Raw genomic sequence first — 12,152 nt, 5'->3', positions numbered from 1 at the left:
GAGACAACCGTGCACCGCGACCACGGCCGCACGCTCTACTCGCGCGCCGACCTCAAGAAGATCCACGGCATCAGCGAGCCCACCCTCCAGAACCTCTGGACTGACCGAGCGAACAATGGCCACCCCGCTGCCGAGACCATCGACGGCGTCATGCACTGGGACGGCGCGGTCTGGGTGGTCTGGCACAAGGAGCTGCAGCGCCAGCGTGCCGCCGCAGCCACCACGAACGCTCCGAACCTCCAAGGAGACCCGGACGAGGAAGTGGGACCGGCCGAAGCAGCTCGCGTCTGCGGATTCGCCGACAGCGCCACCGTTTCCCACTACATCAAGAACCCGCCCGAAGGCTGGCCCGACCCTGACGGCCACGACCTGCTGCCCAGCGGTCGCCAGCGGCCGAAGTGGAAGCGGTGGCGGCTCTGGCAGTACGTCGCGGAACGCAAAGGACGCGGTCACGCCGGCGGACGGCCCAAGGGCCGCCGTGGGCTGGCCTATCCGTACCAGGGGGACGAGCGGCTCGAGCTCGCTCGAAAGGCTCTCGCGGAAAACCCTCGCGCGACGAATGCCGAGCTGATCCCTCAACTTCAGGCACAGGCCGAGAAGACGTACTCACGCCCGACTTGGAACCTGATCTTGAAGTCGGCTCGGGAGCATCCCGACGAGGACTGAATGAACGTGTCCGAAGGTCGCTGCTTGCGTTGCGGTGCGGTTGGCGAGATTGGCGATCGGCCTGGACCGTGAGCCACTGCGCGTGAGGCCTCAATCAGTGCCGAGGGTGTGTTGTGTCACCGTGGAAGGCTGGGCTGCGACGTTGGTGTAGGCGGTCTCCGCCCTACGTCCCTGTGAGGTGTCATTCGGTGCGTGGGCGAGGAAGTCGTTGGTGCTGCCGGTGAACATGACGCGCCCATCGGTGAGCACCGTGACGTGAGTGGCCTCTTCCGCGAGATCGCCGACGTCGTGCGTGGACATCAGCACCTGGACGTCCGCGGTGGCCAGGGTGAGGATCAGATCGCGGAAGACCCGGCGTTGGGTGGGGTCCATTCCGGCGGTGGGCTCGTCCAGGAGGAGCACGGTGGCGTTGTGGACGAGGGCCGAGGCGACACCGACGCGGCGGAGCTGGCCGCCGGAGAGGTGCTTGGTCTTCACATCCTCGCGGTCGGCGAGTTCGACGCGGGTGAGAGCTGTGTGGGCGGCCGTCCAGGCGTCGGTGCGGTTCATGCCCTTGAGCCAGCCGGTGTAGGCAACTTGCTCGCGGGCGGTGAGGCCGGTCATGGCGGTGATGGCCTGCGGCATCCACGCGACGCGCTGCCGGTATTCACGAGTGTGCGAGGCAAGACGCCCCAAGCCCACGCGGCCCGCTGTGGGACGGGTGACTCCGGCGGCCAGTTTGAGCAGAGTCGATTTTCCGGCACCGTTGGGGCCCAGGAGGACGGTGAAACCGTCCGGGACGGTGTAGGTCAGCTGGTCAAGTACCTTCGGCTTCTTGCGCCCGTAGGCGAAGGTGCACGCTTGAAGCTGGATCGGCATGGCAGAGAGGCTCCCTTACATACGGGGCCGGTGGCGGGCATGCGCGACCAGGCCAGCGGCGAAGGTGACGAGTGCGGCGGTGAAGGCCAATGGATCCGTCGAGGGCTGAGGCAGGATCGTCCAGGGATAGGGGTGGTGGAAGCGGTCGAACCCGATCAGGACGACCATGAAGATCCAGCCGACCGGGACCGCCACCGCGCCTTGGGGAGCGACGGTCTGGACCAGGAGCATCAGGCCGGTCAGGAACAAAGTGTTGCGACCGGTCGACCAGGCATCGTCGCTGCCAGAGGCCTGACCGGCCACACAGCCCACCACGGTGGCGAAGGCGCCGGTAGCCAGGACAAGAAGAGTGTCGTAGCGGAAAACTGGCCGCCACGCGGCCGCCTCACCTTCCTCCAAGCGGGAGGTGAGACTCAGGAGCAGCCCTGACGTGACCGGCACCGGGGCGAGAAGCATGACCAGGAAGTCGTTGGAGCCTCCGACCAGCAGCGAGGGGAACTCCACCGCGACGCCGTTGAACCCAGCGACAACGGCGGCGAAAACCGCCAGGCACGGCACCAGCACGGTCCAAACTCGCCGGGCTTTGAACCACCAGATCACGGGCGGGTGTCCTTACCCGCGTTCTTGCACGACTTGATCAATTCCCGCTTGTACCAAGCGGCTTGCCCTTCCGGAGTCAGAGCGCGCGCCTTGGAGACACGGCGCTTCATCACCGCCATCACCTCATCCGGATTCTGGAACTGCTGCAGCTCCTGCCGCTGCCAGGCCAGGTAGCGCTTGTCCGCGTCAGCCACCGTGGCCGCCCACAACGTGGCCGAACGCGAGTTGACCTGATCGACGCGCGAACAGGGAAACCGGATGGATTTCAGCACGACACTGAGGCGTACCGTCTCGGGGTGAGCCGCCTTTGACATGGGCAGCCACCACTCGCGGTCTGTAGAGCCCTGGCTGGATCGTCCGGCCGCCAGAGTGTCGTTGACCGCGTCCGGCATGAGTGCCGCGACCCCGGCGTCTCGCAGTGCTTTGACGGTGCCCGCGACGTCCCGCCGAAGCCCCACTACGTCGGCTTGGACGGCCTTCGGCACGCAGACCCGCGGGTGGCTGCCCGTACAGTCCAGCGGAGCGTTGTTCGCCGAGAGCGGGCTGACGGCTCCCCAAGAGTGGACGTGGACGATACATGCCGCCATGACCCCCAGGGCCGCGCCACACGCCGTACCGCGCAGCGCGACCCGAGCTCCTCGGGTCGCCAACGGGACCCACGCCAGGGCGCCGAGAGCGGCGAGGGAGCCGGCGAACAGCAGGTGCGGCCACAAGCTGGTGAGAGGGACGAGTTCGCCGAACAGAAGCCCTTCGGTGTACTGACCGGAGATGTGTCGCGGCCACAATCGCCCACCGTCGGACGCCGACCAGCCGACGAGATAGAGCACCGCCGCGCCCAGTAGGGGAGCGGAGATCGCCCGGTGCACCCACTGGCCCACAGCAAATCCGATCGTGGTGTGCGCACAGACCAGGAACAAACCCATGCCCAGAAGAGGGAGCGCATTCAGCGTGGGCCACGTCTCTGCCTCCACCAGAGCCATGATGACGGGCAGCAGAAGCATCACCCAACCGACCAGCACGCCAGGCAGTAGGGCTTCGGCTGCGACGCGGTACCGCGACCTGGCCGGGGCCAGTAGCCACACCTGGTCCTTCTTGAGCCGCCCTGCCTCCCAGGCTCCCAGCGCGGCAGCGACGGCGTAGGCGAACCAGTAGTAGGCGTCCAGCGCACGGGCCACGACGGAGGGCGCCCATCGCGGGCCGTCCAGCAGGTCTGTGTAACCGGGGTCCTCATGCATGTTCTTGAAGTACAGAAGGACGATGGCCAGGCACACGGGTGCCAGCCACAGGGCACCGCTGGTACGCCATCGGGCGAGAGGTCTCACGAATCCAGCTCCGGAGGGTGAACGGGCCACGCCACCCCCCACACGAGGGGTGGCGTGGCGATGACGCGTGCTCAGTGGGCGGCGATTAGTCGGCCTTGGAGGTGTCCACGTACACCTTCTTCACGCCCAGCTCGATGTACGGGCTGTCGTCGAACCCGCCGATCTCCTTGATCTGGAAGAAGTGATTGCCGTTGGACAGGTTGCTCCACTGGCCGTTGCTCGTCTTGTTGTCGCCCTTGAAGCAGTTCGTGTACTTCTTCAGCCCCCAGGACCTGTCCGGCTGCCCCGAGATGTCGTGGCGCAGGTCGACGAGGGTGGAGTAGTGACGACCGCCCGGGCTGCCCGTACCGGCCCAGCAGCCGGTGAACAGCACCTGCGAGTACGACTCGTCCTTCCATCTGCGCGACTGGAAGCCTGCCTTGGCCCCACCGATGTGGCTGTTGAAGTTGGCCGCCTCGATCGGGGCCGCCGACGGGTCGTCCACCGGAAGCGACGCCGCCTCCTCGGCAGGCGTTGCCGGGGCCGTGTCGTTCTCGTCCACGACGGGCGCGGACGGAGTGGTGCTGTCGGTCGGCAGCTCTTCAGCGGATACAGCCTGGGCGCCCCCCACCAGAGATGCTGCAACTACCGCTGCGAGAACACCACTGCGGGCCTTGCCTGTGTACCTACGCATGAATCCTCCCCATTGCTGGACTCTATTCGAACGCCAAGGAGAGCGGCCGAGACCGCAGATGAGGAGGCGCGCACTCCTCAAACCGACGACACCTGACGCCGGGCGAACCCCTCTCACTTGGCAGACGCGTCCGATGGCCGCGCGAGGCCCTGCGTGGCGCGATGCGTACTCGCGACCCCCCTTGAACCTCGTGCCGCCGATTCAGTTCACATATGCCATTGGTATGAACCTGCGAACGCGAACGCAACCGTAGGCATGCGTGATCTAGCCAGGACAGCACCTATCGCTTGAGTGGCCGGGAGGCACTCATTGGCCGGAAGCTCTCCCGCTCGCCAGAGATGTGACTACTTCGTGGTCGTGTGTGCCCTACTTGTGAAAGTGGAAGGGGAGTTGAGTGCTCCGATGCAACAGCGAATGGCCTGTTCTGCCCCCTGTGGCAACGAATCACTGACCGCGAGACGCGTCATGGCCCAAGGTCAGCACTCCAACCCAGCAGTCAGTCCGGCAAACGCACCGTTTGCGCTCGCCCTCTCAGCGAGCAGGTTCTGTTCGGTGAGCTTGGCTGCGGCCGGGGCGGTCCCGCCTCGGTGAGCCTCGATGCCAGCCTGCGGTAGTTGCGTTGCTACTGATTCAGTCGATCCTCCACGCGGGCGTGTGGGACTGGCAGGTGTGACCGTTGCCCGACTGACGGCAAGTTGGTCACGGGCGGCGACGGCAGGAATGTCGCCGCCGAGCGCGGGTGAGCGACGTCGTGCTTCTCGTTCGTCGCCCTGCTTGTCCAGACCGGCAGAGCTTGCCGCGCCATGTGCTCCTGGTATGCGCTCTGCGCAGCGACCGCCATGCCCCTGCGCCATCCTGCCGACATCCGCTCTGCGTACGACACCTGGGCTACTAGCCAGCAGCCCACCCCTGATGCCAAGGCGGTATTAGCCCTCAGCTCCTGTTGAAGAAGCTTCCGAAGAACTGAACTCCAGGTCAGAAAAGGACCAAGGTATCGTCACTTCGTGACGATACGATGATCAAGAACGGCGAGGGCCTGACCGGAGGGGGTGGGCGGTCCGGTGGCGTGGGTGACGATGATCGGCCCGTCCGACGAGCAAGTCGAGTACCGACTGACCGGCGGGCACGGGTGCGGGAAGAACACAACCGTCGATGCCGCCCCGCTCGTTGCCGCGATCGAGGCCGCGGCTGAGGCGGCTGGAATCAGCGTCGCCGTCCTCCTGGGTTCCACCGAGGCCAAGAAGACCTACTTCCGTGCCCGTACCCGTCTTCGGAGCGGCAAGGACACGGTGCTCACCGGGTTCGACGCGGTCGAAGTCGCCGCCGCAGCGGGGCTCAACGCCCGTGATCTGTACGACGCTGATGTCCTCCCCGCGCCTGTGCCCGACGTCCAGGTGGACTACCACCTGGACGCGAGCGAACGCCCCCTGGTGTGGATCGGCAACGGCCTGACCGAGTTCGACATCACGCCCGGCAGCGTCCTTACCCCCGAGCACTTCCAAGCCGCCCGCCGCCTCATGCACGGTGAGGATCCCCGGACCGGGCAGACCCTTGTGGAACCCAAGCTCGCCATCGCGCCAGCGGCAAAGCTCCCCGCCGCCCCGCTGGCTCGTGCCATCCGCCGCGCCGCCGCCGAGCGCAGCGTGAACCCCGTATCCCTGCTCGACTCCAAGCGGAAACGGGACGCCTTCCGCAGGATGGAGAGCCAGCTCAAGCGGTTCGGAGAATCGCATCGCGCCCCGGTCTCCACTCTGCTCAAGCTCGCCGACGCCGTCGGCATCGACGCCGTCGACCTGTACGGCGAAGACACGTTGGAGAAGGCTGTGGCCGCCGAGACGGGTGGTCACCTGGACGCCCGTGCACTCCTGCGCGCCGTCGAGGCCCGCGCCGCTGAAACCGATCAGCAGCCCGCCGACATGTTCACCGCCGCGTCCGTGAAGCGCCGGTACGTCCAGATCGCAGGCGAGAGCGAACGTCGCCTTCGGGACCTGCCGATGGACGTCCGCGAAGCTGTCGCCATGGCCAAGGCGGCAGGGCTCACGCCCGAAGACGTGTGGGACACCGAAGAGATCAAAGCCGCCCTCCTCGAAGGACGCGTGCAGGTCGGCAACTTCGGCGCCGACGTCACCTTGGACCTGGCGAAGTCGAAGTCCGCCTTCCTCGCCTATGCACCTGAGCAGATCGCCGCCCAGGTCGAGGACATCTACACGTCCGCCGGCCGCGAGTCCATCAACGCCTTGGAGCGGTGGACCGCGTACGGCATGCGCGGTCGCCACGGAGATGGCAGCGAGGCGGAGACCGTGGATACGAGCGGGTTCTCTGGCTGGATGATGGTCCACCGCGCCGCCCGGCCCGTGGACGGAGCCCCGTACGGCGACCCGCATTTCCACTTGCACTTCACCCTCGCCAACATGGTCAAGGGCACCGACGGCAAGTGGTCCACCATGGCCAGCGGGGGCCGCGACCTGCACCGGCACGCCCGCGCGACCCAGAGCTTGATGAACGCCCGCATCCGCAGGGAGCTGACCGACGCCTTCGGCATCAGCTTCCGTCGCGAGGAGCGGACCGGCGCGTGGGAGATCGCAGCGATTCCCGAGGCCACAATCCGCCTGTTCAGCAAGCGCGACAGTCAGGTCAGGGACCTGCTGACCAAGCTCGGAATCGACTACGACAGCGCCACGACCCGCGAGCGTATCGCTGCCTCCACCGCCTCCAAGGCCGCGAAGAACGGCGAAGCCGCCGGAGTCGCGGACGATGTCCTGCGGGACTACTGGCAGTCCGAAGGCCGCGCCGCCGGTGACGACCCCGACGCCATCGCGGCCAGCGCGATGGCACAGGACCGAGCGGAGCAGAACCCCGGGCTGGACGATCTGTGCGCCCAGGTCTTCGACCCGAAGACTGGCTTGACCAGTCACTCCAAGGACTTCACCCACGCCGCCGCCATCGCCGCCGTCCTGGACGCTCTCCCGTACGGAGTCGCGGACGCCGAGGAGGCCGAACAGCTCACCAACTCCGTTCTCCGGCACGCCGGGTACGCCGTCCAGCTCACCCCGAAGGGCGCCCAGCACTTCGCACACGCCGACCGGTACACAACGGCGGACATCATGGCCGCGGAGACGCTGATCGCCTCCGAGACGACGCGCCGAATCAACCAGCAGGCCGCAGTCGTCAGCCGCGACACGGTCGCCATGGTCCTGTCCAGCGTCGAAGCCCAGCAGGTCGGCACCTTCAGGTTCTCCGACGAACAGCGCGCCGTTCTCGAACGACTGCTAACGGCCGGGCACGGAATCGATGCCGTGGTGGGCATCGCTGGTGCGGGCAAGACCACGATCATGAACACCGCCCGCCAGGCGTGGGAGGCGCACGGACTCGTCATCGCCGGAGCGAGCACGGCCGCCGTCGCCGCCGCGAACCTCAAGGCCGAGGCCGGGATCACCTCCCGCACGCTCGCGTCCTGGCTCACCGGCATACGCACCGGCGGCGTCGGCCTCAGAGGCGTTGACGTGCTGGTCGTGGACGAAGCCGCGATGTGCGATGACCGAGACATCGCCGAACTCCTGACGCACGCCGCCCAGACCAGCACAAAGATCGTTGGAATTGGCGATCCGAAGCAGTTGCACTCGCCCGGCATCGGCGGCAGCTTCGCCGCCATCCACCACATCGTCGGCGGCCTCACCCTCAACCAGAACTTCCGGCAGAAGGACCTGGTCGAGCGCCGCGCACTGGAACTCTGGCGCGACGACAACAGGGTGGAGGCGCTCCGAACCCTCGCCGGGACCGGCCGCGTGCACGCCCTCGCGGACAAGGACGCCACCCTCGCCGCGATGCTCACCGTCTGGGCCGACAAGCGCGCGACGTACACCGACGACCACACCGCCGTGCAGCAACTCCTCATGCTCGCCGCCACCAACGAGATCGTCGAGGAGCTGAACATCGGCGCCCGCGCACTGCGCAAGGCCAACGGCAACCTCACCGGCCCGGAGTACACCTACGCGCTCGCCGGAGGGCGCGAACTCATGATCTCGATCGGGGACCAGGTCCTCCTTCGCTCCAACGACTACCGCACCAAACGGACCCGGGGTGATCAGGAAGACGTACTCAACGGGTACCGCGGGCTCGTCCGGGCTGTGGACGACGAGCGTCGTGTCCTGGTCGAGTGGCGCGAGAAGACCACCGACGGATACAAGGACCACGCCGAGTGGGTCGATCCCGACTACATCTCCCAGGGCGGACTGAGCCTCGGATACGCGATCACCGGACACAAGAGCCAGGGACTCAGCGTCCAAGAAGCACTGGTCTACGGACCCGGAGCACAGGCGAACGCGCTCTACACGATGCTGTCCAGGGACAAGGAAGAGTCGCATCTCTTCCTTCCCCTGTCCGTCTACGAGAACGACGCCGACCGCGCCCGAGCAGGTGAACCGGAGTCCGAGAACGAACAGCTCGACCGAGCTGTTGCCGGACTCGTCCGTGAGATCGAGACCGGCACCGAGGAGCGGATGATCCTCACGGAGGTCCCACTGGGCCTTGTCCCCCGGCATCTCCACGGCGTCGTGACGGACCTGCCAATACCCCGTGCACCTCGTAGCGACGAGCCTCAGGACGACGATGGCCTGGTGGTGGAGATCGGGACCGAAGAGCGGACCAGCTGCTCCGTGCAGAGCCGTGCTGCGGAACCGCCCCGGTACGGCGACGCGGTGACCAGCAACACCTACGACAACCTCAGCAACGAGGCCTTGCGCAAAGCCATCCGCGCGGCCGCGACCGCTTCCCGAGCCATACGAGTGGCAGCCGAGGAAGCCGAAGAGAAGGCTTACCGCGTCGGGCAGCAAGCGGCAGCGGGTGTGGGACCGAATGTCCTCGGCCTAGATCGTCGGCACCAGGATCTGATGGCTCGCGCTGACGCGATCCGCGACGTCCGGGCCTGGGCAGACGTCATCGCCCACCACACCCACGATCAGCACAATACGAACGAGCGACTCCGGGAGCTTGACGAGCAGCTGACGGCGACCGGCCGGTTCGGACGCCCGGCGCTGCGGGGCGACGATCGCGCTCGTGCCGAAGCCGATCGTGGCCAACTGCTTCAGCAACGCGATGGAGGCGCCCGCGAACTGGAGAAGATTCACGCGCGACTCGAAGTGCTTGAAGCTGTTGCCGGACCCTCGAAAGAGTACGAGGAAGTGCTCGCCGAGACGGCAACGCTCAAACGTGACAAGGCATCCTTGGTCCGCGGCGCGCAAACGAAGGACGATCAGACAGCGAGGAATCTCCGCACCCAAGCGACCGGAGCTCGGCGCGCCGCTCAAGGAGCGGCATACCGGGAAGCCAGACTGCGTGCTGAACTTTCTCGACGGCGGCAGCCGAGCGCGCAGCAACTCGCCGAGGTCGATCAGGTTGCCGGCCCATCGTGGTCAGCGAGTACGAAGAGCCAGTACGCCAGTCGAACGACCGCTGAGGTTCAACAGCACGACTTCCCGGAAGGGCCTTCCGGGGGGCCACAGATCTAGCTGTTCGCTTCAGAGGACGGTTCGTGAATTTATGTCCGTTTCCAAGTGATGCTTGCGGCAGGGGTGCTGGCCGCGGTGCCGGCTACTGCTTCCTGGCGAAGTTGCCGGTGTCGGCTTCGGCGAGGAGGCCGAGTTTGACCAGGTGCTTGAGCTTGGCCCGGGTACCTTCAATGTTCTTCGGCAGCAAGTCGTGGCCGAGGGCCTCGCAGACGTCCTTGGCCCGCAGGAGGCCGGTCGCCTCGTTGAAGACACCTCCGAGCTACGCAAGCCCAGAGTTCAGTCATCGGGGAGAGGGGCACGATGCTGGTCAGGGGCGTGCTTTCTGGCGGTCGCTCGGTCCGCGTGCGAGGCGTACTTGTGCACGATGGGTGGAGCGCGCATCGTGGCCTTCCGCTGTCGAGTGGAGGAGCGACTGTATGACACAGAATCCGGAGCTGCACATATGGTTCCTGCCGGCTGACGGGGAGGCGCTGGCCGTCAAGAGCAGCGACTTCGAGTCGTTGGAGTCAGCCGTGACCGCGCTGAGCGAGGCGCTTGAGCAGGGACGTACGTTACGGTTCCAGCTGACCGGCCCGGAAGATGCCGAGACCGGGATCGCACTGGTCAACTTCGCCAACGTTGTTGCGGTCAAGGTGTGGCCGGAGTCGGTGAAGGGCGCAGACCACGGGCAGTACCTCTGAGAGGGGGTACGTGACTTGATGTCCGTTTCGCGCTTTCGGGAGAGGTGTAGGGACCGGCCGTGACGTCGCCCGGCGGTTACGGCCGCGGCTGGGTGAACAAGCCCTGCTCGGTCTCGACCAGGATCCCGCGCTCGGCGAGCCGCTTGAGCTTCAGGCGGGTGTTGTTGATGTTGTTGCGCGCGATCTTCAGGTCCATCGCCTCGCACACCTGCCGCGCTCGTAGCGGCATGTCGGCTGCGGCGAACACCGCCATGATCTGCTGGTAGGCCGGATGGTCCGGCAGCTTCGGCGTCGGCGGCGCGGGCGGCTGCGGATCGGGCAGCGCCAGCAGTGTCTTGCGGGTGATCCGGACCTCCTCGGCGGCCCGGCCGAGTTCGTCCAGCCGTGCGGTCAGCTGCGCGATCTGCTCCCTCGTCGCCTCGGCCTGCACGGCGAGTTCCCGTTCCTGCTCTTCCAGCCGCGCCAGTACCGCCCCGAGAGTCAGCTCCCCGCCGGTCATGTGCTGCGCCAGGCCGCAGCGGTGGCCCCGGTCAGTCGGCGCAGTATCACCGCGGTCATCGCCCAGTACACCCGCGACTCCGAACTGCGCGGCAGGTGCTCGTAGTCGCGCACCAGCCTGCGGTGCAGCATCAAGATCCCGTAGGCGCGCTCCACGATCCACCGCTTGGGGATCGGCACGAACCCGGTCTGCGCCGGGTTGCGCTCGACGATCTCCACCTCGATGCCCACCTTCTCCCCGTGCGCGGCGACGGCGTTCTTGAAACCCTGGTCGACCAGGGCCTTCTGAACGGTGTCGGTGTCGGCGGCGACCTTGTCCAGCAGCGCGATGCCGGCGGCGTTGTCGTGCACGGATGCGGCGAGCACCACCACCGCGATCACCAGGCCCAGAACATCAACGGCCAGGCCGCGCTTGCGGCCCGGTACTTTTTTTGCCGCATCACACCCCGTCGACTGTGCAGGCACCCCGGCCGCCGCGTGCACGCTCTGGGTGTCGAGCACCACCAGGCTCGGGTCCGCCTTCGGCCGCGCCTTCTCCCGCACCTGCCAGCGCAGCAGGTCGTGGATGGTCTGGTCGGTGCCGTCATCGCGCCACTTGGTGAAGTAGTACATCACCGCACCCCGCGGCGGCAGGTCGTGCGGAAGCAGGTCCCACTGGCAGCCCGTGCGGCCCTGGTAGAGGAGCGCGTTGACGATCTCCCGCATCTCGTACCGGCCCTGGTGACCGCTGACCGAGCGGTGTGCGGCCTTCCATGCGGCGATCACCGGCTCGACAAGCGCCCACTGCTCGTCGGACAGGTCGGTCTTGTAGGGCTTGCGCTCGCTCACGGTGCCCAGCCCAGCACGCCCGAGCCCGCCGACCGGCCGGGATACCGTGCTGCCACACGTTCAGGTGACGGCAAATCGCCTATGCACTTACATACCGCCCTCTCAGAACTTCATTCTGTAGCGATTAGTGAGTGGCTGTGTGCGATCCCGCGATCTGAATAGCCTGGAGTCCCAGCTTGGTGGGGTGCAGTTATGAGGGACACGCCGGGCGGGGTGGTAGATCGGGGAAGTACACCGAGCGTTCCTGGAGGGTGAAGTCCCGGTGCACTGCGCGGCAGAGCTTGCGGATGGATTCGGCTGGGGTGGGCATGGCACCGTCCCACAACCGCACCTTCCCGTCTCTGCTGCTGGTAGCCAGGGTGCGCCCGTCAGGACTGAACACCACCGCGTTTCCCTGGCCGATCAAGGTGCGGCGGAGTTTGCCGGTGGCGGTGTCCCACAACCGCACCGAGATGTCGTTGTCGCTCGTGGCTAGCATGCGCCCATTTGCACTGAACACCACCGCCTCGACGTAGCTGGT

At 66.7% G+C, this 12,152-nt stretch carries 10 protein-coding genes; 3 read left to right on the top strand and 7 right to left on the bottom strand.

Annotation, left to right across the window (positions count from 1 at the left end):
* Window positions 1–9: 9 nt before the first annotated feature.
* On the top strand, window positions 10–666 hold the full coding sequence (locus ACFVHO_RS28430) for a hypothetical protein (protein WP_385720481.1): 657 nt from the start codon (window positions 10–12) through the stop codon (window positions 664–666).
* 90 nt (window positions 667–756) lie between these two features.
* Here ACFVHO_RS28430 and ACFVHO_RS28425 read toward each other — a convergent pair whose 3' ends face one another.
* From ACFVHO_RS28425 to ACFVHO_RS28410, 4 genes are all read right to left on the bottom strand, one after another.
* Entirely contained in the window at window positions 757–1,524 is a 768-nt protein-coding gene (locus tag ACFVHO_RS28425; RefSeq protein WP_385720478.1) for an ABC transporter ATP-binding protein, read from the bottom strand.
* 15 nt (window positions 1,525–1,539) lie between these two features.
* Complete coding sequence (locus tag ACFVHO_RS28420; RefSeq protein ID WP_385720475.1) at window positions 1,540–2,124, bottom strand: hypothetical protein; 585 nt, start codon at window positions 2,122–2,124, stop codon at window positions 1,540–1,542.
* On the bottom strand, window positions 2,121–3,395 hold the full coding sequence (locus ACFVHO_RS28415; protein ID WP_385720472.1) for a hypothetical protein: 1,275 nt from the start codon (window positions 3,393–3,395) through the stop codon (window positions 2,121–2,123). Before ACFVHO_RS28415 ends, ACFVHO_RS28420 begins: the two co-directional genes overlap by 4 nt.
* A gap of 136 nt (window positions 3,396–3,531) precedes the next feature.
* Window positions 3,532–3,987, bottom strand: coding sequence for a hypothetical protein (locus tag ACFVHO_RS28410; RefSeq protein WP_385720469.1), 456 nt, complete (start codon window positions 3,985–3,987; stop codon window positions 3,532–3,534).
* 1,208 nt (window positions 3,988–5,195) lie between these two features.
* On the opposite strand from ACFVHO_RS28410, the gene mobF reads away from it, so the two are divergent.
* Entirely contained in the window at window positions 5,196–9,626 is a 4,431-nt protein-coding gene (gene mobF, locus ACFVHO_RS28405) for a MobF family relaxase (protein WP_385720684.1), read from the top strand.
* A gap of 416 nt (window positions 9,627–10,042) precedes the next feature.
* Window positions 10,043–10,306 (top strand): hypothetical protein, encoded by a 264-nt coding sequence (locus ACFVHO_RS28400; RefSeq protein ID WP_058850545.1) that lies wholly within the window; start codon window positions 10,043–10,045, stop codon window positions 10,304–10,306.
* A gap of 76 nt (window positions 10,307–10,382) precedes the next feature.
* Here ACFVHO_RS28400 and ACFVHO_RS28395 read toward each other — a convergent pair whose 3' ends face one another.
* From ACFVHO_RS28395 to ACFVHO_RS28385, 3 genes are all read right to left on the bottom strand, one after another.
* A complete protein-coding gene (locus ACFVHO_RS28395; RefSeq protein ID WP_385720466.1) occupies window positions 10,383–10,805 on the bottom strand; it encodes a hypothetical protein in 423 nt (140 codons plus the stop codon).
* On the bottom strand, window positions 10,802–11,632 hold the full coding sequence (locus ACFVHO_RS28390) for an IS5 family transposase (protein WP_385720463.1): 831 nt from the start codon (window positions 11,630–11,632) through the stop codon (window positions 10,802–10,804). Before ACFVHO_RS28390 ends, ACFVHO_RS28395 begins: the two co-directional genes overlap by 4 nt.
* Window positions 11,633–11,822: 190 nt before the next feature.
* Window positions 11,823–12,152 (bottom strand): WD40 repeat domain-containing protein (locus tag ACFVHO_RS28385; RefSeq protein ID WP_385720460.1); only part of this gene is annotated, 330 nt, incomplete at its 5' end.

It is taken from the genome of Streptomyces sp. NPDC127108 (assembly GCF_042677545.1).
Classification (GTDB): Bacteria; Actinomycetota; Actinomycetes; order Streptomycetales; family Streptomycetaceae; genus Streptomyces.
This window is presented reverse-complemented; position numbering and strand designations above follow the sequence as displayed.

Coding starts and splice junctions, on each gene's coding strand:
- ACFVHO_RS28425 (WP_385720478.1), bottom strand. CDS start 1,524: ATGCCGATCCAGCTTCAAGCGTGCACCTTCGCCTACGGGCGCAAGAAG.
- ACFVHO_RS28400 (WP_058850545.1), top strand. CDS start 10,043: ATGACACAGAATCCGGAGCTGCACATATGGTTCCTGCCGGCTGACGGG.
- ACFVHO_RS28395 (WP_385720466.1), bottom strand. CDS start 10,805: ATGACCGGCGGGGAGCTGACTCTCGGGGCGGTACTGGCGCGGCTGGAA.
- mobF (WP_385720684.1), top strand. CDS start 5,196: ATGATCGGCCCGTCCGACGAGCAAGTCGAGTACCGACTGACCGGCGGG.